We start from the raw sequence: 22012 nt of genomic DNA, 5'->3' as shown, positions 1-22012 counted from the left end.
CTCTCCCCCTCCCCCCCTCTCCCACTCCTCACTTCAACAGCTGGTTAGTACCAATGGCAGGTGGTCCCAATGCTTTATTAGCGATTAAATTGTTACCGGCGTTAGTCACATTGGGGAAAGATCCAAAAATTCGTCTCACACGGGTATTCAAACCATCTGAGTTGAAACCAGACATGACAATTTTAGAACAATCGATCCGCCAATTGATTCGCCGTCGGAAGTTGTCTAGTACTGTTACCGCTGTACCTGTGCAAGCTGAATCGGTTGCGGAAGGAATAATTAACTTAGTAAAAACCGAAGGTTATGATGTAGTGGTTTTAGGTGCTTCGCGAGAAGGAATGTTACAGCAAGCAATTCAAGGCAATATTCCCGAAGCGATCGCATCCAGTGTAGAGAGTACAGTGATTTTAGTTAGAGGTGCGATTAAAAATTAGTAGAGACGACGATTTATCGCGTCTTGATTTGTGAAAATGTGCGTGTCCAGATCCCCGATTTCTTTGAAAAGTCGGGGATCTAATTTTTCAGTGCGTTGGCGTAGCCTCTCCTACGGAGAATCGCTCTTTTAGTCTGCAAGACTCTTCAAGAAGGCAGAAGGCATTCGTGCTGAGGGCAGAAGGAACCAATTGGGAGGGGTCACAATCCCCTCCCAATTGGAGGCTCCCAATATCGTTGCATTTGGGAGGGGCTTCAGACCCTTACTCCTTTCAGTCGTGGGCAGAGGACACTTATACATTCCTTCTGCCTCCTGCCTTCTGCCCTCTGCCTTTCCCGGTGAGGGTCTTAGTCTTCGTTAGCTGTAGAAATCCTCAATTTTCACATCGGTGGGTGTAGTTCCTGAAATCTTCCTAACGCTTATTCCACCATCCTTTGGTTTGTATATATATCGTAGTCCATCTAGCTTTCCTGCTGCTCGGAGCTTCTCCCAGTCAGCACCGTTAATTTTGACAGTCACAGTTGAACCGCAGGCATTGTAGTACATATCATTAGTAATCGTACCTCCCGACCAGCCATAAAAAGCAGCAGGTTGTTCGTAAAATACTTGTAAGGTCGTAGCTGCACCAGTATTTAGCGTTTTCAAGCAGTCGCTTGCAGCAAGAGCTTGCCCCTGCCCTAGCGATAAGGTCAAGGAGAGCATGATAAACAAGGCAATTATCATCTTTTTCATTGCACAAATCCTCTTCACTTAGGTTATTGAGAATAGGTCGAGAAATCTCAGCCAGAATTTGACTTGTTTGTAATAACAACACTGAACTTCGTGCTATTGTTAACACCCTAATTGCTTTCGGTACTTATAAAAACTTTCTCTCGGTAGAGATTAAATTTATCTCACTAAATAGATGCAAAAATATACCTACTCTGTTGTTAAACAATACGTCCTTTGCCGATGCAATGCCATAATAGAAAAGACTCGACTTGTTGAATAAGTCGAGTCTCTGGGTGTTATGTAATTGACAAAAGTGAAAATTTTCTAATCAGGCGATCGCTTGCTGACGAATAATTTATTTTGCATAAATGAACTCAATATCAATGTATCTTTTGCTATAATCGCAAAGTTTTACGGTAACGTCAGTTTGCCACTATGGATTTTCTGGAAAAATGCTGCGAGTTTATCATCTTCTGATTGGTTTGATTTTGCTGATAGTAACACCGATAGTATTCAAATTTGTTCACCCCAATTCTCCCACTAACAAATTGCAGACAAATCCAGTTCGACCCCAGCCGGTTGCAACACTGACTCAAACTAACTCAGCATCCAAACCTACTGAAGGAAATATCTGGAAGAGTGTTCTAGGGAAAACTGCTACTCCACCAGGTTGGAAGGTAGCACCTTGTGAAGGAAATGCACCTTTATTGTGTGTCTTTTCCCAAGGAAAAGTTTTGGGTACAGTTGAGATGCAAGTTTACCCATTGGCAAATCAACCAAATTTCCAAAAAATGCTGGTAACTGCTGGTATTCCACCAGGGGTAAAAGCGGACTTACAAAGTCCTAACTACCAAACGCAGGTATTAACAGCACTAAATACTTGGATTGCAAACCATTACGCTGTATTATCAAAAGACCGTCAAAGTGCCTATGGCGATCGCATTTCTTTTTCACCTCAACCACCGCAACAAGTTCCCTTTGGGATGCTTCATGGGATGCGCTACGGCTTTACAGGGATTCAACAAGGTGGTGAAGTATATGAGCAAAATCTCGGTTATGTTGCTTTTGATGGTGCTTCACTTTATCTGATTCAAACTGCTTTTGACCCAGCAGCAAAAACAGGTAAGTTTGAGAAAGCCGAAAATTTTGAATTGATTGAATCTTACTTGAGTGCAATTGTCGCAGATTTGCGTTTACCAAAATAAAGCGATCGCGCTTGGTTAATAACTACGCATAGACATGATATCATGTCTGGTCAAACAGCCATAATAAAAGAACCCCTCCCCAACCCTCCCCGCAAGCGGGGAGGGTGCCACAGGCGGGTGGGGTTCTTCATGAATTATGGGTAATTACGCGGACATGATATGAATCTAAATTTCAGCTATTGCTCGTTCAATCAAGCGACGTGCCAAAGTTTGCGTACCTGTATGTTCGTAGTAATTCGTACTAACATCTAGAAACGCCGCTAAATAATCTAACTTATCGTCAGCAATCTGCGTAAATGACTGCAAATTCGCGACAACTGTCTGTGGTGTTAAATTATGTGACGCGACGAGATTACCCATCCAGCCTTTCACTGAATCGAAGCTTTCGCCGATAAAGTTGAGTTTGCTACTAGAATTATTACCGGGAATTGAATCTTTGATGTTATTAAAAGTTGAGTTTTGCTCTAACTCTTGCGGATTAGTTTGATTAATGCTAGATAACGCTTTGTCGATGAAGTCGGGACCCAAGGGTATCAAACCATCAACGCAAACTAACGCTACCATGCGGATGAGAGACTCACCGCTATATTCACCCAAAGAAGCGACAAAATCGCCGATGCTGTCTCCGGGGATACCGTTAATTTGGCAGAAAGCGACTAATTCAGTAACTAATTTTAGTGCTAAGTCAATGGTTTGAGCTTTGTCTGGTTTGGGAGTAACTTTATTTAAGAAACCCAACAACGGAATCGACTCACCTACCTTACTCGCTAAAGCTGCTGCACCAAGCGCTTTATCTGTAGTATCAACAGTTTGGTACAGCCACATGGCTCTTTGGTATCCTTGAGAGCGATCGTTGTAAAGATAAATTGCTCTCTCACCAATTTGCTGAATTAGGTCTTCGTCAGTTTCGCCGGTAACAGTCTTAATGGTATTGACAAAACCTACCACATTATGCCATTGACCAGGAGCAACAAAATCAAGGGAATTCAACAGAGAAACAGTCAAGCCTCCGGTCGGCAATTGATCAACTAACTCAAAAATTGATTTGCTCACAGTTACGAAAATCTCCTTAGTTAGCGTGTTTTATTTGAGTCGCAGTAATTAAGTTTATTTCAATTGCGCTAGACCGCTGAGATTAAATTTCTCTATCCAATCTTCGCGATCGCTTGCTGTAAATGACGGATCTTTAGAAATCACTTTCACTTGATACTTACCTACCAAAACCGAAGTTTGAGTATTGCCAAGTGTCGCTGCCGGATAGCCGCCAATTTTTTTGGTACTAGTAGCGTATTTTGCGGCTGCACTTGGGGTGCTGGTGGTGTCTGATACAGCCAGTTGTGCCATTACTTTCCCACCTTTTTTCAAGTTCGCTTCTGCAAAGCCTTTTTTCTCTTGGGTAAACACGCGCTGATATCCAGCTTGTTCCTTAGGGAAAAGTTTGTTAAATTCGCTACCTTGAGTTGCATTCTTCGCAACTGCTAGACCGCTTTTCTTTTGGGTGCTTTCTTTCTGCACTTGGTCAAATTGACTTGGTGTCTTTGCAGCGCAAGCAGTTGTCAGTAGTAACACTGAAAGCAACAAAGCCACTAAAATCCTACGTCCACGGCGGAAAATCATGTTTGGTTTCTCCTGATGCATGAGCTTTGAGGCAATTATCAGCGCTGAAGTGAGATAAAACCCGGAAAATTTACTTTTTGATAAGATGTTAGTATCTCCAATCACATTTTTTCCGGGCATTGGGCATTGGGCATTGGGCATTGGGCATTGGGCAATGGGCATTGGGCATTGGGCATTGGGCATTGGGCATTGGGCATTGGGCATTGGGCATTGGGAAAAAAGAACGGCGTTGCCTCATCTCCCCCTGCCTCCCCTGCCTCCCCTGCCTCCCCTGCCTCCCCTGCTTCCTTGTCCCCCTTGTCCTAGTTTCCTAACTCCGGGAAGCTATAACAGCATAAAACGGATCTCCTCCCCCCGCACCTAACCATTGCAGGATATTTGGAAGCGTTGATTGACGGGTAATTACTTCTGGACTGGTAAATCCAGGAACCGAGGAAAAATAACTTTTAACTAATTTAACTCGACTCTCTTCTGAACCCTCCCGCCAAGCTTGAATCGCTTTTTGATAAAACATCCGATTAGAAAAGCTGAAGATAGCGATCCCACCAGGTTTGAGGATGCGGTGAATTTCCGAAAATACAGCCTCCGGGTATTGCAAATACTGTACAGAAACGCAATTGAGTACTGCATCAAAATCTTCATCCTTCAAGGGTAACTGAGGATTAGCGTTGAGATTCTGCACAAAGTAATGATTTAAGCGCGGATTACGTGCAAGTTCTTCACCGTTGAGTCCATGTCCTTCAACATGGGCAAACTGCATCTCTTCAGGCAGATGAGATACCCAACTGCTCATCATATCAAAGACACGCATATCCGGTTTTAATCGCTGACGATATAAATCGGTTAGCTGTTGAATAAAGCCTTCATCCACATGAGTGACGAAGCGGGGATAGTCATAAAACAGCTTGTCGTCTGTATCATCTAGCTTAATGCGTTGATTTGGTTTTAGTGGCATAAACCCCTGTTGAACGAGAACTTATTCCCAAAATCGTGTAAATTTCAGGTAGTATTTGATGCAGAATGGTTGTATACAACCTTACATATTCTAGAAAGAGAGAGAAGTAATTAACAGCTTGAGGAACTTAGCAAAGTTAAATTATTTGTAATTCCATGAAATATCAAATAAAGAATTTTTATTTATTTTGGCAACAAATTCATCTTTGGGAAGGATTTACTTGTATCAGTTTGTTGGTATGGATATTGCCATTATTGCTATTTAATTCTGGAAACAGTAGCTTGATGGCTCATGATGAAGGACTTTATGCTTGGCGATCGCGTGTGATGTTTGAGTCTGGCGATTGGATAAATCCTTGGTCAGAACCTCATCATAAAACACCAGGTCCCTATTGGTTAATCGCCAGTTCCTACAAGCTATTTGGCATCTCTGATGCTAGTGTGCGACTTCCCAGCATGATTGCTGGCATCTTGAGCATACTACTTCTCTATGAAATTGGTAAAATTCTCCTTGGGAAAAAACTTGCTTGGCTTGCTGCCGCAATTTTGAGTGTAGAATTTCTCTGGCTACAATATTGTCGATTAGGTACACCTGATGTACCAATGATTTTTCTCGTACTTTTAGCTATTTGGTCTTTGCTCAAAGCTGAATTACATCCCAAATATCGCTCTTCTTATAGCTTTATTGCTGGTCTGAGTTTCGGTTTAGGCTTCTTAGTCAGAAGCTTTATGATTTTTTTGCCAATTGTAGCTTTATTACCTTATCTGATTGCCGAACATCGCCGCCATCGTCATCTTACCAACCCAATGTTTTATTTAGGGTTTGCAGTCGGTTTAATTCCTACTTTAAGTTGGATTTGGTTAAGTTGGGAGCGCTTTGGTAATAATAGTTTTGAGCAATTATTCCGCTTTGTTTTCCGTTTGGGGTCGAATGATAGAGGCGATCATGGAATGCTATTTTATCTCTGGAATGTCCCCGCCAAAGCTTTTCCTTGGTTTTTCTTTGCTCTTTTAGGTTTAATTTTATTACTGCGTCGTCCCATTCCTCGCTACCAACTAATATTAGTTGGCTTTCCCCTAGTTCTGTTTGCTGAACTTAGTATTTTCTCTACTCGCCTACCTCATTATAGTCTTGCCCTTTATCCCTTTATCGCTTTGCTTGCATCTATCGGGTTAGATTGGCTTGGGGGAATTTTTAGCAAAGGGACTTTTTGGAGACAAGGGGACAAGGGGACAAGAAGGACAAGGGGGACAAGGGAGACAAGGGGGAATTTGCTTCCCCATCTTTCTCCACTAACCTACTCTTGTACAGACGTGATTCATCGCGTCTCTAGTAGAGACGCGATTAATCGCGTCTCTACTCCCCTCTATCTTGAGATTCCGCGAAATCTCAGCTACGCTTTTGGTGGATTAGGTCTTTTACTTGTGCTAGCTGGTATGGTTGCTTTGGGTGTCGGTGGGGTGGAAATTCGCAAGTATGCAAGTATTATCTTGGCTTTGGGGTTGGGTTGGTTAATTTTACCTTTAGTGTGGATCGGTCGTTATCGCTTTGGTCAAAAGTTTCTCACAGCGCGTTATTGGATGGCTGGGTGGTTAATTCCAGCTTGGTTAGCTTTGGCGGTGGCTAGTTTTAACGGCTTTATTGGCGATTATAATCCTGATGTTAGAGCTTTCTTGGAACAAAGAGCGATCGCCCAAATCCTCCAAACTAATCCGATCAACTTTGTCCAAGTAGGTGGTAAAACTGGTGTACTCCTCAATTTCTACACTCCCCACCACGGTAAGCAAGTACAACAAGTCTCTGAACTAAGTGCCGGTAGCTACGCTTGGATATCTGCTAAACAGCCGGCTTTATCCACTCCTTATCGCGTTCTCGGTACTGTGCAGAAGTACCAGTTAATTCAACTGGGGAATGGGGAGTGATGTTTTCCCCTTCAACCTACTTGTCTCATCCTATAAAATGTTTAGTTAAGCAGTAAACCAAAAAGTTTTTCCCTGCATAGCGAGCGCTAAAATACTTATATGTTTCGATACTTTCTGACACACAATTCTCTAACCAGCAGACATAGTATAGATTATAATTACTTATGATTAGTTGGTTAAAAAATTGTCAATACTAACCTGATTGACATCTAAAACATATTTCCCGACATTACTTACATTAACAAATTGCTAAGGTGAAGTAATTATAAATTTATCAATACAAAAACCTGTTACTGTAGCGGGTTACGGGGTTAATAGCGGAGTAACGGGTTCTTCCACGCTATCTGTCGTTAGACATTTTACCACATTTACCAAAAACTTTAAGAATTCCCGCTTTAAGTTAATTTTATTTATATTTATTAAAAGTATAAAAATCTAATTTACGCTTATTTATAAAATTTGAAAAAGGAAAATATGTAATGAGGCGATATATTATAATCCTTGCTGTTTTAGTTCTCAGCCTACTTGTAATCACACCTGTTGCACAAGCGAAGTCTACAACCCAACAAGGTACATGTTTTGTTAAGTCTCAAGCACCCACCGACCCATGTAAAGATGTAAGGGGATTAGAGGCTACAGGTAGGGCTACTGGAAAAGATGTTCATCCGACATGTACCGAAGCTAAGGGCATAGCTAATGGTAATCTGGTGACTCTTCTAACAAATCAGAATAAAAAAGCTTGCGCTGCTTATATTGATTGCAGTAAACCATGTAAGACAATCAACTAGTTAAAGAATCTTTTGCGTAGAGTGTAAGGGATAGAGCCTGGGGAAAGTTTGAGAGCCTCCCCAGGTTTTTTGATTACAAGTACTTCATGCCCGAAACATTGATGATATGGAGATTCTCCAATACCTCGCAAGTACTGTCACCTACTCCAGCCGTGATAATTTCAGTAATCTTATACCAGTTCTTTATGAAGCTGCGCTAAATAAAGCTTCAAGAATGAAGTCGTAAAAAGTGAAAATTAATTAGGCGTTAACCAGAATTTTTGTAGAGACGCGAAATTGAACTTCGTCCCGCTTCGCTAACGCGTCTCTACATTGTTTTTCGGAGATGTTTTATCGGCTGTTGCTAAAAACAGATTTATTTGGTTATGATTATATTACGCACGCTAAGGAAATCAAAAAATGATTTCTACATCAAAGAATTTACAAGCTGTGGACTCATGGCAGCAAGTGCTGGCACCATATAATGTTGGCTACAGAGTTAAATTGCTATCACAACTTCTCACGCGCAAGTTTACTGAACGGTTAGAACCATTTGGACTAACGCCATTTCACTGGTTGGTTTTATGTTGTTTGTGGCAAGAAGATGGTTTACCTACTTCCTGCATTGGTGATAAATTGCAACAAGTGGGAGGCACCTTAACTGGAGTACTCGATCGCATGGAAGAACGGGATTTAATTCGTCGAGAGCGCGATTCGTCCGATCGCCGCATTTGGCGGATTTGGCTGACAGATGCTGGCAAACAACTGGAAACCGTCTTACCTCCAATTGCAGCCGACTTGCGTGAAGAAGCGATGTGTGGCATTTCCCACTCGGAACGCGAGCAGTTTTCCCAAGTTCTCAATCGAGCGATCGCTAATCTGTCTTAAGAATATGCCATAATCACCCAATTGACTGAAGCAGTGTTCGTATTTGTTTGCCAAAATATTACGTGTGCTAAGGAAACGAGAGATAATATTACGCCTTTCAAATAAAATTTTGTTAATTAGATCATCTATCGGGGGACTTAAGAATTATGGAACGCACTAATACAACATTAAATGAACGTAACGGAGACACTTCAGCAGTTTTGGACAAAGAGCTAATTGTGATCTACTGACATTGGAAGCTCGTACCATAGAGAAGTCTGCACTAGTTTAAACAGCAGAGACGGCAAAAGAAGAGACAAAGAAAGATGCACCGAAGCGGAAAAAACCGATCGCTTTAATTTTGGCAGCATTGGGAATAGGTGCGATCGCTCGTCAGCAACTTGAAGTTGGTATAAACTAAACTTTTAATGAACACACAAGCAACTGAGAAAAAGTTCAGAATCCCGGCATTTAGGTCAAGAAATTACCGTTTATTCTTTATCGGACAAGGTATATCTCTAATTGGCTCGTGGATGACGCAATTAGCCACGATTTGGTTAGTTTATCACTTAACAAATTCACCTGTAATGCTAGGGATTGTAGGATTTACCAGTCAAATTCCTAGCTTTTTTCTCGGTCCCTTTGGCGGGGTATTTGTAGATCGTTTTTCTCGCCATCGCACCTTAATTGGTACACAAATATTGGCGATGATTCAGTCATTAACGCTGGCAGTGTTAGCATTAACTGGCGTAATTCAGGTTTGGCAGATCATCGCTTTAAGTTTGATGCAAGGATTTATTAATGCTGTAGATGCGCCGGCGCGACAAGCATTTGTGCCAGAATTAATTGAGAGAAGAGACGATTTAGCGAATGCGATCGCCATCAACTCGACAATGTTCAATGGTGCGCGATTAATTGGTCCAGCGATCGGCGGTTTACTAATTGCTCAAGTTGGCGCACCTTACTGTTTTTTAATTGATGGTGTTAGCTACATCGCCGTAATTGCTGCTTTGTTGGCGATGAATATTAAGTCAAATAAATACCAACTCAGTCGTGCCAATCCCATACAACAAATCAAAGATGGATTTAATTATGCTTTTGGTTTTCCGCCAATTCGAGCAATATTAATGTTATCAGCTTTAATCAGTTTTATGGGAATGCAATATACAATTATTGTGCCAATTTTTGCCGAAAAAATCTTGCAAGGTGGTGCAGAAACACTAGGCTTTTTGATGGCTGCGTCAGGAGTCGGCGCGTTATTTGGAGGAATTTATCTGGCTACACGGCAAACAGTAGTAGGATTGGGTAGATTAATTGCCTTTGGTCCGACAATTTTAGGATGTGGACTGATTGCTTTTTCTCTATCGCGATTTTTACCTCTTTCTTTATTCTCATTATTGTTTGTTGGTTTAGGAACAATTCTCCAAATAGCTGCGGGAAACACAGTTTTACAAACAATTGTAGACGATGACAAACGCGGACGAATCATGAGTTTATATACAATGTCTTTTTTGGGTACAATACCCTTTGGTAATTTATTGGCAGGTTTTTTAGCAAATAATATCGGCGCTACCAATACATTAATTATTGATGGAATAGCTTGTATTTTGGGGTCTATATTTTTTCTGAGAGAGTTACCTGCTTTAAGGCGATCGATTCGCCCAATTTATGAGCAAAAGGGGATATTAAACAGTGAGAAAGCTTAAGAAATAATAACCGCAGATGGACGCAGATGCTCCCCAGATAAAAGGCATTTGCGTTGTGCGATCGCTACAATATATGAAGATGTAGTTTTGCCAGAGATGAATTGATAAGTAATATCATGTCTGTTTAATTAACCTAATTAAAAAAATCCTAAATCCTTGTAGAGACGTAGCACTGCTACGTCTCTAGATCATATGTAATCCACTGGACATGATATCATCCCATTAAGATGACATTATCAAGTACATGAATTACACCGTTGTCTGCTTCGATATCCGCAGCAATTACTGTTGCATTCTTCACTTCAAAGTTATTAGATATATTAATTCGGATTTCGGAACCTTCGACTGAAGTTAGAGAACGAACATTTACTAAATCTGCTTGCATCAACTTTCCGGGAACGACGTGATATTTAAGAATGCGTGCAAGTTGGGGAGGATTTTGAACGAGAGTGTGAACGGTTCCGGGGGGAAGTTTGGCAAAAGCATCATCGGTAGGTGCAAAAACGGTGAATGGACCAGGACTTTTCAAAACTTCAACAAGTCCGGCAGCTTTCACGGCAGCTACAAGGGTGGTAAATCCATCGGCACTTACTGCAATATCAACTATATCAGGCATTTGATTTAATCTCCGTAATTTTACCGATAATCTTGACGCTGAACATCGCGCAATCTCGCTTCTGGACGCTGGAAACGGTCTAACTGAGACTCAAAAAATTGACGATTTGCCTGTTTATGTTCTGGGTTGGGGTCATCTAAGGGATAAAGTAATGCTTGACGTAATGCTTGAATTACGGCTGATGTGACGCAATACATCGATCGCTGAAAGCTAATTCCTAGTTGAATCAGAGAGTCATCTTCACCGCGACAGTGCTGTTTATAGTAGTCCACCAAGTAGTCTGGCAAGAAATGTAGCATATCTTGCATCAAAAGCGTCGGTGGGATACCCGCTGTCCCGACTGGGAAGACATCTGCGTAAAGAATGCCGAAGTGAAAGTCTTTTTGGTCTTCAGGAACTTGCTTTGCTTGAGCGTTATAAGATTTAGTCCCTCTAAAAGGTGCAGTCCGATAAAATACCGCTTCTACGTAAGGGAGAGCGGCTTCATACAACCAGGTGAAGCCTTTGGATTTAGGGATAATTTCGTAGCATTCACCATCAATATATACATGATGATAAATTGGGCGTCCGGCGATCGCAAAAATCCCATTCACCAAAAAATTCATCGCTTCCGGCACGCTTGTTATTTTACCTTCATCGTAAAGGTCTGACATCTCAAAAAATACCGGCGCCATCACTTCCCAAAATAAGCCGAGGTTGGAGTAGTAAGATAGTTGCCGCACTTGCTCAAGGAACATATCCGGAAACGTTTTATACAGTGCTAACATTACCGGATTTTTTTTGAAGTAAGCTTTAATTGCGCGATCGGCATTTGCTTTATACTCGTCTGTATCTAAGTATGGGTCAAATAGTCCACCCATCCCCCGATGCCAAAGCATTGCTTGCATACAAGCTTCGGCAAATTCCATATTGATGCGATCGTGCCAAAGGTGATGTAATAATTTGGGTAGCTTTTTATTTACTTCACCCTTTTCTATAAACTCCAGCAACTCAGGATGCGCTGTTGCTTCTCCACGCCAAATGCGAATATCGGCGTCATCGCCTGCATAATGATTGTGTAGTTCTAAATATTCTTTGGGCAGAAAGTATTTGAAGAAGGGCAAAGGATCGAGAAAAACTCGTTCGGCAATATAAAGTAAGTCGCGCCAGTAAAAGTCCATCGGTACAGCATATGCTTTATAAATGCCGATGATTTGCATCAAGTTTTCTGGTGTATCTGGAAGCATGGCGCCACCGGCTTCTAAGCGGTGAATTATTTCGGAAAATTTATGTTGAGAGGGGGGAAGTTTGGTTAGGGTTTGGCTCATGGGAGGGTTTGTTAAATTGATTATTATGGGTTTTAGTAGAGACGTAGCAGTGCTACGTCTCTACATTGTTTAGGTTTTGAAATGTTGTCTTTCAAGGTTATGGGCGATATTAGTTACGGTGGGAATGGTTGATACCATTGTTGTGACTGTTTGTTCACTCCAGCGGACAAGCCAAGTGGGTTGTACTCCGAGGATGAAAATCAAAGTTGCTAAAATGAGTGCGGGTATTCTTTCGCTAATTTGAACTTTGGGGAAGTTAGCGATCGCATTATCCAGTTTGCCAAAACAAGTCCGATTGAGCAAGATGACAAAGTACACTGCTGTTAAACCAGTTCCCACGACGCATAACAAAGTGGGGATGGGAAACTCGGCATAACTGCCTTGAAATACCAGAAATTCAGCGATAAATCCAGCCATACCGGGAATTCCCGCACTTGCCATTCCGCTGAGAATTAATAACGCGCTAATGCTTGGTAATCCACGAATCGGGTTTAGCAGTCCATTTAAGATGTTTAAATCACGGGTGCCAACTTTCTCTTCAATTATGCCGACCAAATTAAACAAAATTGCCAAAATTAAACCGTGGGCGACCATTTGGGACACCGCACCAACTAAACTTAAAGATGTGTGCGCTGCACCACCTAACAAAACGTAGCCCATGTGACCGATTGAACTATAAGCAACCATCCGCTTGATGTCTTTTTGAGCGATCGCTGCTGCTGCTCCATAAAGTACACTGACAGTTGCCCAAATTGCTAACCAAGGTGCCAATGTTACCCAAGCTTCGGGAAAAAGTCCCAAACCAAATCGGAAAATACCGTAAGTACCAAGTTTCGCTAACACTCCCCCTAACAACATAGCTACAGGTGCCGAAGCTGCAACATATGTATCGGGTAGCCATGTGTGCAATGGGACGAGGGGAATCTTGATACCAAATCCAATTAATAGTAGACTTAGCAGAATAATTTGCAATCCCAATGGTAACATTTGTCCCATCAAGGATTCGTAAGCAAAGCTGGTAGCATGAGTTAACCAAACTAAACCCAAGAATGCTGCTAAAATCAAGATTCCCGAAAGAGCGGTATAAAGCAAAAACTTTGTTGCTGCATAACTGCGTTTGTCACCTCCCCAAATGGAAATTAATAAATAAAAGGGGACTAACTCCAGTTCGTAGAACAAAAAGAACAGCAGTAAGTTTTGAGCGACAAATGCACCCGCAACCCCACCAGTAATCAGCAGAATCATCGAGTAAAATAATCGCGGACGCTCAGTATTGTCGTGGCTGCTGTAAATAGCAATCCAAGTAATCAAGCTATTTAAGGCAACCATTACCAAGGAAATACCATCTACTCCGAGTTGGTAATTTAATCCTAAGGTTTCAATCCAAGGTAGGTATTCTGTAAGCTGGAATCCTGGCTGATGGATATCAAATTGAGCCATTATCCAGAATGTCCACAACAGCATTGCTCCTGTAATTAGCAATGCGCTGAAGCGAATTTGCCGGGAGGAAACGTTTTTGGGCAGACATCCGATAATAGCTGCACCGAGTATTGGTATCCAAATTAATGTACTTAGCATGGGGGAAGGGGAAAGGGGAAAGGGGAAAGGGGAAAGAAAAAAATCTTTTTTTACCTATTGCAAAAAAGACTTTGCAAGAAATCTATTGTGATATTAAAGTTTGAACAATTTGCTTTAAATCAGGTACAAATGAGAGGATGACAAAAAGGGCGATCGCACCGATACAGATAGCGATAGTCAAGGCATAAGTTTGAGTTTTGCCTGAGTTGCCATATTTGAGGACTTCACCACCGAATATTGAAGCAAGTCCGACAAGATTTACTAATCCATCGATGAGATAGCGATCGCCCCAATCAACAATGCGGGAAAATATATCTACACCACCCACAACACTGGAGCGATATAAGTTTGGTGTATAAAAATCGTAGGCGAATAAATCTTGTAAACCTTTCCAGGGCAAGCGAATCGGTTTAGGGATGACGTTAGTTAAGTATACAATACCACCAAGACTTAAACCAAAAATGCTAGACCAAGTAAGCAGCAATGCGACATCTTGATTCAATGTTGCCCATTCCGGGAGAAGAGACAAACTTTGGAGAATCATCGGGATATGCAGTGTAAAGCCTGCTAACGCTGTCATGGGGAGGATTACAGCCCACAGAGGTTCAGGCGCTCGCTCGGTCATTTGCGTCGGCTTATTCCCAAAAATCAGACCGAATACGCGAACTAAGCTAAATGCCGTCAAAGTGTTAATTAGCAGTAGCAGCCCTACCAGTAAAGGTTGAGAGTTCCACAACCCATCTGCGAGTTTCAACATTGCCCAGAATCCACCAAAGGGAGGCATTGCAATTAGCCCCAAGATACCAGCAATAAAGGAAAGTCCGGTAACTGGACGACGTTTCCAAAGTCCACCTAATTGAGTTAGATCCTGAGTAATGCAGTTGAGAATAATTGAACCGCTACTAGCTAATAAAGTTGCCATTGCTACAGCATGAGCTAGTACAATCAACAGAGCCGCTTCGATTTGCTGACTACCCACAGCTATGAAGACAAGACCCATGTAAGCGCTGACAAGATATGAGAGAGTACGTTTAATATCAATTTGAGCGATCGCAATCAAGACTCCACCAATCGCAGTAATTGCCCCGATAGCGATCGTCATTGTCATTGCCCACGGAGAAAGTTCCAGTACAGGCTCTAGTTTCACCAGTACCCAAGCTCCAGTCGCTACCACCACGGAGTTACGCAATATTGTACTGGGAATCGGACTCTCCATCGCTTCATCTAACCATAGATGCAATGGAAACTGAGCGCATTTACCCATCGGTCCTGCAATCAGTGCTAAACTTACCAGCGCTGCGATCGTTGGATTAACTTCAGCCGTTTCTGCCCAAATAGCTAACTCCCGAAAGTCCCAAGTACCAGCTAGGGGATAAAGTGCTAACACACCCATCAACAGAAATAAGTCACCCACGCGCTTGGTGAGGAATGCATCCCGCGCTCCCGTAACCACCAAAGATTGATTGAACCAGAAACCAATCAGCAAATAAGTTCCTAAAGTCAGGATTTCTAGGATAATATAGCCAAAGAACAGGGAATTGCACAGAACTAAGCTACACATCCCCGCTTCAAACATTGCCAGTAAAACATAGAAGCGTGCCCAACCCCAATCCATCTCTAGATAACCGATCGCATATAATTGTGCGAGCAAGTTCAACCCTGTAACCAAAATGGAGGCTCCCAAGCTGAGAGATGAGATTTCTAGGGGAATTGTTAAATTTAAACCGGCAACTTGCAGCCAAGAAATAAACTCATATTGAGCAGGTTGGTTCCACAGATAAGAAAATGCCAAAACACTGTGGGCAAAGGCGATTAAAGTCACAATTAAGTTGAAATATCCTGCCGGTCTGGGTCCTGTGCGACGGGTAATCGACGGAAACCACAGCGCTGACAAAACCATGCCAAGTAATGCATAGCACGGTATTAACCAAGCAGTTTGAGTAACAAGTTGAGCCATCCGTTCTATCCTGACACGATAAGACTAATTAAGTAGACTTATATCTATGATTATGATTTGATGCATAATCAATCATCTATATCTATGAAAGTAGCTTACCGTTTAAGTGCGAAGAACGTAAGAGTTAAATCATCAAAAAATTTTTGGTAATGGTGCGAGATTTATCTATGGTTTGTGCAACCCTCGTAGAGACGTTCCGGCGGAACGTCTCTACAATATATGTTCCGGCGGAACGTCTTTACAATATATGTGATTTCTTGGACATGGTATAACAACTAATCCAACATTTGCGCGTCAATTCCCAAAGCGTTGAGTTGTTCAGGGGAAAGCGATCGCAACTTCTCAACAATTCTCTCTCGCTTGTGTCGCTCAACTTCTGCCCGTTCCTCTCCTGTTAACAGTAAATTCCCTTGTGCATCCCACCACCGCAACCAAGGTAAATCTGCATTTTGATACCGTCCTTGCCAAATTCCCAACTCTACCCCCATTGGCGTAATGGGATAATGTCCCCGTTCATTGGGTTGCAGAATTTGATAAGTATTATCAATGAGATGATAAACTTCAACTTGTTCTTTTAACACTTCATAAATTGCGTAATAAGGTACGCGAATCGCTTGTTCGTAAACCCAAAACTTACCAACCTCTCCCTGTGAAGGTGGCGTTTTATCGCGTTCTTCCCTACCATCTCCTGATACAAATTCAATCACGATTAACGGTGCAACGTACTCCTTCCACAGCACGTAAGAGCGCCGCATTTTACCATCTAAAGTAGGTGGTACATTGGGTACATAAAACCAGTCTGGTGCTTCTGCACCTTTTTCTGGCGGATCTGTCAAGCGCCAGTAGATACCGGAATCTTGTCCGATACAATATTGAGCATCGGGATGAAGTTGCTCTAAAACAGGTTTAATCGAGTCTGTAATTAAGATACTTTGGGGATGCTCCTGAAGATTTTTCACAAATGTACCATCTGAGTCAGGTAACTGGGTATGATCAGGTAAGGTTAATGTTGATAGGGAAGTCATAATCGACAACCAAATGTATATCTAAATTCTATTCTAATGCTGGGACTAGGGGCTGAGGATAGGATTAGGAAATAACTTCTTTACAATGCTGCGGGGTGCGGGATAGGGAAACAAAGCTTGAAATGCAGATTGGCGATCGGTAACAGATTCTGGAGCATAATCCCAAAGGCTTTCATAGTAAAAGAAAATTACCCCCAAACCACGTTGTTGAGCTGCTCGCACTTGTGATTGGATTTGGGCGATGGGAACTCGGCGATTTCTCAACCCTGCCATAATACCAATTCCCGTGGGAATTATCTTTTGTGTTTCCTGAATTTCTGGACGGGTAATGTTTCCGATAAAACTTGACAAATCGTGACGATAAACTTGCATAATTAGTTCGTCTACAATATTCAGCCTTACCCAGCCGAGCCAATCTTGCAGATGTAACTTATATGCAAAGTCGTAATAATTCGGTGAAACAGAGAAAATTACATTCGGTTTTCTTGCTTTCACAGCTTGATTGAGTTGTATCATGAATACTGTAATTTTATCTGCTCGCCAACGCACCCATGCTTCATCTTGAAAATTAGTTGGGGGATTATTTTTAGTCTCTTTAGTATATAAAGCCACTGTATATTTATCGTAGCCAAATTCATTAGGCAAACTCATGTGGTCGTCAAATTGAATGCCATCGACATCATACTGAGTGACAATTTCTAACACCAGGTTGGTAATAAATTGTTGCACTTCTGGAAGAAAGGGATTCAGCCAGACAACTTCACCGGCGACACTAATTGAAGTTTCGCTACCATCCCGCTTTTGCGTGAGCCAATTAGGACGATTTAATGCTATTTCTGAAGTTGGGGGAGCCATGAAACCAAACTCAAACCAGGGAATCGCGAGTAAGCCTTGACGATGAGCTTGAGCAATTACATCTGCAATAATATCTTGTCCGTCGGAGCCTCGATCAAAGAAGGGGATACCGATTTTTTTAGCTACGGCGCTGGGATACGATGTATAACCAGAATTCCATACAACAGGATAAATTGTATTAAAGTTGAGCCGCCTTAATTGACTCATTGCATCCTGCACTTTTGCTCGATTTTTGAGAATGTCAAAATCATTACTAGTCAGCCAAACTCCCCGAATTTCCTGACGGGGTTGTTGAGCGCTTGCCTGAAAGCTACTTGCCTGAGATATCGTTAGAAACGATACTAAAAACAAGACTGGCAACAAACATTGAATCGAACGTCGCCAACGTGAAGGAATTAAAGGTAATTTCATTTTTGAATGATAAGTTAATTACTTCAACAAGCTCTCACCTATTTTTGTTGATGGAAACAAGAACGGTAATTCTGATAACTTTGAAGGAAGAACTCGGTGTGTATTCATACCATCTTTTGATTCATCTGTAAATAGCTTTGTGAAAATATTAAGTTGTTAGATGAATCACTCCATATATAACTAAGTAGTAATTGGTAATCAAAGAAAACCACTACTTGATTACGGACTTGATAAACAATATAAGTGTTCCAAGGAATCAGATTTTATGCGATCGCCACACTAAAGTAGTATCATAGTTGCTACTATATTTGTCCGCAAAAATATTTATAAATTATATAGCTGTATAACTATGTGAGAATTCGTGAAGAGCGATCGCATTCTCACCACCGCATCAATCTTTCGGTACTAACGCAATCCGATATCCAAGAGCATCGAAAAATTCAATTAAAGTGTAAATTTCAGTTCCACCAGTTTCTGACAGCATCTTATCAAGCTGTTCATAATGCTGTTTAGCTTCTTGTGAGAGATTATCTGACAGCAAAAAAGCATCAACCACATCTTTCAATGCCGATCGCAGCAATTCGGGTTCACGACCTTCTTCTTCCAATTCCAGAAAAGTTTCCAGATAAGCAGCAGCATGTTCAGGATCTTTAAGAGAAGAAATTAAATAATCGTGGTAACTGCTACTTGTTGGTGCTTTCACGTCTTTCATAATCTCTCCAATATTCCCTAGCTGTAAGAATGTCTTGCTCTTGCGTACTTTTATCTCCACCAGAGATTATAAGTATTATAGTTGACCCTATTTGCCCAAATATAGATGCGATAACCGGAAGCATAATCAATTCTCAGTTCAAAAACTCCTTGTTTCAGTGAGCGGTAGTCTCCTAAGTTACCTGATTCGACTCGTGTAAGTCTATTTCTAATTTTAGCTCTGGCTCTTCTATCCCGTAGGGAATCAAGCCATTCTGCAAAAGGACTTCTTCCCTCTGCTGTTTCGTAGTTTCTAATTTCTCTAGGTTGTGCTTCCACTCTTTGATTGTAAATGCTTCATTGCTTAATTTACTTGAAAGCGATCGCCCTTAAAAATATGAATTTGCATTCTCACGTCAAGACGCAAAGACGCTCTTTTAACTCTTTGCGTCTCTGCGACTCTGCGTGAGACTTTCTTAACCCTGTTCCCGCAGCTTATCCAACACACTGCGATCTTCTAGAGTCGAAGTATCCCCCGATACCTCTTGCCCCGCAGCTAGATTTCGCAGCAATCGCCGCATAATCTTACCCGATCGCGTCTTCGGCAAAGCATCAGTAAAGCGAATTTCACCCGGACGAGCGATCGCACCAATTTCTTTGACAACGTGCTTCTTCAACTCCTGACTCAATTCTTCACTCGGCTGAAAACTGCCCTCCAACGTCACAAAAGCAACAATTTCCTCACCTTTAAGTTCATCTGGTTTCCCAACTACCGCAGCCTCAGCCACAGCCGGATGAGACACCAACGCCGATTCAACTTCCATCGTCCCCAAACGATGCCCTGACACATTCAGCACATCATCGACTCTTCCCATTACCCAGAAATACCTATCTTCATCTTGCCGCGCTCCATCGCCTGCAAAGTAGAGATAATTTCCATCTTTGGGGGGGATATGTTCCCAATAAGTGCGACGAAAGCGTTCTGGGTCGCCGTATACTGTCCGCATCATACCGGGCCAAGGATGAAGTACCGCTAAATAACCGCCTTCGTTATTGGGTACAGAATTGCCTTCCAAATCTACAACATCGGCAATAATTCCAGGGAAGGGAAGAGTTGCAGAACCGGGTTTAGTGGGAATTGCTCCTGGCAACGGCGTAATCATAATCCCGCCTGTTTCCGTTTGCCACCAGGTATCAACAATTGGGCAGCGTTCCCCGCCTATTATCTTATGATACCACATCCAAGCTTCTGGATTAATCGGTTCGCCAACAGTTCCCAACAAACGTAGTGAAGACAAATTTCGCGCATTGGGCAAATGTTCGCCCATTTTGATAAAAGCACGAATTGCCGTAGGCGCAGTATAAAAAATATTGATGCCGTATTTTTCAATTACATCCCAGAAACAGCCAGGATTTGAAGTCCGGGGCGCACCTTCATACATGACGGTGGTTGCACCGTTGGAAAGGGGACCGTAGACAATGTAACTGTGTCCTGTAATCCAACCGACATCAGCAGTACACCAGTATACATCTGTATCTTGCAAATCGAAAATCCATTTGGTTGTCATGTGGCTATATAAGTTATAACCACCAGTTGTATGTACAACGCCTTTCGGTTTGCCAGTGCTGCCAGAAGTGTAAAGAATAAACAGCATGTCTTCGCTGTCCATCGGTTCGGCGGGACAATCGGCAGAGGCACCTTTTTGCAAATCGTGCCACCAATGATCGCGTCCCCCTAACTGCATATAAATATCTTGTCCGGTACGCTTGACAACGAGGACGTTTTCTACACTGGGGACAGCACCATCCGCTAAAGCTTTGTCTACTTGTTCTTTGAGAGGAACGATCGCATCCTTTCTGAAACCTCCGTCAGCAGTGACAACTAGTTTAGCTTGAGTATCGATGAGGCGATCGCGTAAAGCTTCGGCACTGAAACCACCAAAAACTACGGTGTGAGGTGCGCCAATTCTCGCACAAGCTAACATGGCGATCGCAGCTTCCGGTATCATCGGCATGTAAATACCAACGCGATCGCCTTTTTGTACTCCCAACTGTTTGAGAACATTGGCAAACTGGCAAACTTCTCGATGCAATTGCGCGTAAGTTAGGGTACGGGAGTCTCCTGGTTCTCCTTCCCAAATCAAAGCAGCTTTATTTTTGCGCCAAGTGGTCAGGTGTCTGTCAAGACAGTTGTAAGAAATATTAATCTTACCACCAACGAACCATTTCGCAAAAGGTGGTTGCCAATCTAGTACCGTGTCCCATTTTTGGAACCAGTGCAATTCTGTTTCAGCTAGTTCTGCCCAAAATGCTTGGGGGTCTGCCTTAGCTTTGTCGTAGAGACGCTGATAATCTTCTAAACTTTTGATATGAGCATTTTGGGAAAACTCAGTTGGTGGATGGAATAAACGCTTTTCTTGAAGGATTGATTCTATGGTGGGTTGAGACATAATGCGATCGCTAATTAATATTGTTACTCCAAACTATTCTGTACGCAGATTTGCTCAAAGTGTTTTGCTTTTCGTAAAGATAAGGGAAAAATGGCATTGCATCGGGTTGCATTGGCATTGTGTCGGGTAACAATGGCATTGTATCGAGTCACAATGGCATTGTGTCGAGTGACAATGGCATTGCATCGGGTTGCATTGGCATTGTATCGAGTGACAATGGCATTGTGTCGGGTTGCATTGGCATTAGACCTCTTGCACTCATTCCCTAATACCCCACCCCCAACCCCTCCCCGCTTGCGGGGAGGGGAGCGTTTGCGCGATTCAAATGCGGGGTGGGGTTCTTTATTTTTGATTTATGCAAGAGGTCTATTGTATCGAGTCTTTTATTAATGTCGCTAAATTAAATTTAAAACCCTATTTCCAGATTAGTCCGCGCAGGCGGACTTTGTTTATTTAGCCGCGATTTTAATCGTCGGGGCTTCTATAAGAATCTGTATGGGGACTGATCACAAATGGACTGCGTTATCAGTATGTTTATCTTAGACAAAGTACACCGGCGACTTATCAGTTAATGCCATTGAGGCAGTCGATAATGATTTTTTATTGCATCCAAATTGGACAATTGAAATCCTCTCCCCAGAACAAAGTTCAAATCGGGTAATTGGCAATATCCTTTATTGCTTACAACATGGTTGCCAGCTAGGTTGGTTAATCGATCCAGCCGATAGGTCTATTTTAGTCTTCCGACCAGGGCAACAACCAGAACTTTTGCAGGGTAGCGATCGCTTGTCTGTGTTAGAAGATATTCACTTAGAATTAACAGTAGATAGGATTTTTGCTTGCCTTGTGATGTCAGGTAATTAGCCTGCATCAAGTATTCTAAGTAGGAGTTAAAAAAAATAAATTCAATTTCCAACGAAGTCTATCTTCAAACAGTAAT

Annotated in this window: 19 protein-coding genes and 2 pseudogenes; 8 read left to right on the top strand and 13 right to left on the bottom strand. The window is 42.1% G+C overall.

All coding sequences use genetic code 11. From position 1 onward, the window contains the following. Positions 1-434, top strand: a 434-nt coding sequence (locus TOL9009_RS38795; protein WP_038296271.1) for a universal stress protein, incomplete at its 5' end; no start/stop codon positions are given. Positions 435-790: 356 nt separating this feature from the next. On the opposite strand, the gene TOL9009_RS0110325 is transcribed toward TOL9009_RS38795, so the two are convergent. Beyond that, positions 791-1165, bottom strand: a complete 375-nt coding sequence (locus TOL9009_RS0110325; RefSeq protein ID WP_029632736.1) for a hypothetical protein — start codon at positions 1163-1165, stop codon at positions 791-793. Between the two features lie 431 nt (positions 1166-1596). Here TOL9009_RS0110325 and TOL9009_RS0110320 point away from each other — a divergent pair, with 431 nt between their 5' ends. Continuing rightward, a complete protein-coding gene (locus TOL9009_RS0110320) occupies positions 1597-2349 on the top strand; it encodes a hypothetical protein (protein WP_029632735.1) in 753 nt (250 codons plus the stop codon). Positions 2350-2514: 165 nt separating this feature from the next. On the opposite strand, the gene TOL9009_RS0110315 is transcribed toward TOL9009_RS0110320, so the two are convergent. The 3 genes from TOL9009_RS0110315 to TOL9009_RS0110305 form a co-directional block, all read right to left on the bottom strand. Further along, positions 2515-3402 (bottom strand): hypothetical protein, encoded by an 888-nt coding sequence (locus TOL9009_RS0110315; protein ID WP_029632734.1) that lies wholly within the window; start codon positions 3400-3402, stop codon positions 2515-2517. A gap of 54 nt (positions 3403-3456) precedes the next feature. Next, on the bottom strand, positions 3457-3966 hold the full coding sequence (locus TOL9009_RS0110310) for a hypothetical protein (protein ID WP_029632733.1): 510 nt from the start codon (positions 3964-3966) through the stop codon (positions 3457-3459). Positions 3967-4276: 310 nt separating this feature from the next. After that, positions 4277-4921: a class I SAM-dependent methyltransferase gene (locus TOL9009_RS0110305; protein ID WP_029632732.1), complete on the bottom strand. Its 645-nt coding sequence runs from the start codon at positions 4919-4921 to the stop codon at positions 4277-4279. A 155-nt stretch (positions 4922-5076) separates the two neighbouring features. Here TOL9009_RS0110305 and TOL9009_RS0110300 point away from each other — a divergent pair, with 155 nt between their 5' ends. From TOL9009_RS0110300 to TOL9009_RS0110285, 4 genes are all read left to right on the top strand, one after another. Then, on the top strand, positions 5077-6843 hold the full coding sequence (locus TOL9009_RS0110300; RefSeq protein WP_029632731.1) for an ArnT family glycosyltransferase: 1767 nt from the start codon (positions 5077-5079) through the stop codon (positions 6841-6843). A gap of 479 nt (positions 6844-7322) precedes the next feature. After that, entirely contained in the window at positions 7323-7631 is a 309-nt protein-coding gene (locus tag TOL9009_RS0110295; protein WP_051502862.1) for a hypothetical protein, read from the top strand. Positions 7632-8030: 399 nt separating this feature from the next. Beyond that, a complete protein-coding gene (locus tag TOL9009_RS0110290; protein ID WP_029632729.1) occupies positions 8031-8498 on the top strand; it encodes a MarR family winged helix-turn-helix transcriptional regulator in 468 nt (155 codons plus the stop codon). Positions 8499-8905: 407 nt separating this feature from the next. Next, complete coding sequence (locus tag TOL9009_RS0110285; RefSeq protein WP_029632728.1) at positions 8906-10183, top strand: MFS transporter; 1278 nt, start codon at positions 8906-8908, stop codon at positions 10181-10183. 214 nt (positions 10184-10397) lie between these two features. On the opposite strand, the gene TOL9009_RS0110280 is transcribed toward TOL9009_RS0110285, so the two are convergent. The 9 genes and pseudogenes from TOL9009_RS0110280 to acs all read right to left on the bottom strand — a co-directional run bounded on the left by TOL9009_RS0110280 (position 10398) and on the right by acs (position 21072). Continuing rightward, positions 10398-10799 carry a fasciclin domain-containing protein gene (locus TOL9009_RS0110280; RefSeq protein ID WP_029632727.1) on the bottom strand — a complete coding sequence of 134 codons (402 nt, stop codon included), beginning with the start codon at positions 10797-10799 and terminating at the stop codon, positions 10398-10400. Between the two features lie 20 nt (positions 10800-10819). After that, positions 10820-12106, bottom strand: coding sequence for a CO2 hydration protein (locus TOL9009_RS0110275; RefSeq protein ID WP_038296269.1), 1287 nt, complete (start codon positions 12104-12106; stop codon positions 10820-10822). A 69-nt stretch (positions 12107-12175) separates the two neighbouring features. Continuing rightward, complete coding sequence (locus tag TOL9009_RS0110270) at positions 12176-13684, bottom strand: NADH-quinone oxidoreductase subunit M (RefSeq protein ID WP_029632725.1); 1509 nt, start codon at positions 13682-13684, stop codon at positions 12176-12178. A gap of 82 nt (positions 13685-13766) precedes the next feature. After that, entirely contained in the window at positions 13767-15641 is a 1875-nt protein-coding gene (locus TOL9009_RS0110260; protein WP_029632724.1) for an NAD(P)H-quinone oxidoreductase subunit F, read from the bottom strand. Between the two features lie 275 nt (positions 15642-15916). After that, complete coding sequence (locus TOL9009_RS0110255; protein WP_029632723.1) at positions 15917-16666, bottom strand: Uma2 family endonuclease; 750 nt, start codon at positions 16664-16666, stop codon at positions 15917-15919. A gap of 45 nt (positions 16667-16711) precedes the next feature. Continuing rightward, positions 16712-17932: a glycoside hydrolase family 10 protein gene (locus tag TOL9009_RS0110250; RefSeq protein WP_029632722.1), complete on the bottom strand. Its 1221-nt coding sequence runs from the start codon at positions 17930-17932 to the stop codon at positions 16712-16714. Positions 17933-18323: 391 nt separating this feature from the next. Next, entirely contained in the window at positions 18324-18644 is a 321-nt protein-coding gene (locus tag TOL9009_RS0110245; protein ID WP_029632721.1) for a helix-turn-helix domain-containing transcriptional regulator, read from the bottom strand. Then, a pseudogene (locus tag TOL9009_RS38790) lies at positions 18616-18961 on the bottom strand (type II toxin-antitoxin system RelE/ParE family toxin). Before TOL9009_RS38790 ends, TOL9009_RS0110245 begins: the two are co-directional and overlap by 29 nt. Before the next feature lie 137 nt (positions 18962-19098). After that, positions 19099-21072: an acetate--CoA ligase gene (acs, locus tag TOL9009_RS0110235; RefSeq protein ID WP_029632720.1), complete on the bottom strand. Its 1974-nt coding sequence runs from the start codon at positions 21070-21072 to the stop codon at positions 19099-19101. 90 nt (positions 21073-21162) lie between these two features. On the opposite strand from acs, the gene TOL9009_RS0110230 reads away from it, so the two are divergent. Together TOL9009_RS0110230 and TOL9009_RS38785 are read left to right on the top strand one after the other, a co-directional pair. After that, positions 21163-21462 carry a hypothetical protein gene (locus TOL9009_RS0110230; protein ID WP_029632719.1) on the top strand — a complete coding sequence of 100 codons (300 nt, stop codon included), beginning with the start codon at positions 21163-21165 and terminating at the stop codon, positions 21460-21462. 195 nt (positions 21463-21657) lie between these two features. Continuing rightward, positions 21658-21936: pseudogene (locus TOL9009_RS38785) on the top strand (Uma2 family endonuclease); the annotation flags it as partial. Positions 21937-22012 lie beyond the last annotated feature (76 nt).

Source organism: [Scytonema hofmanni] UTEX 2349 (genome assembly GCF_000582685.1).
In the GTDB taxonomy this organism is placed as follows: Bacteria; Cyanobacteriota; Cyanobacteriia; order Cyanobacteriales; family Nostocaceae; genus Hassallia; species Hassallia hofmanni.
The sequence above is the reverse complement of the archived record's forward strand: the minus strand, read 5'-3'. Positions and strand labels throughout refer to the sequence as shown.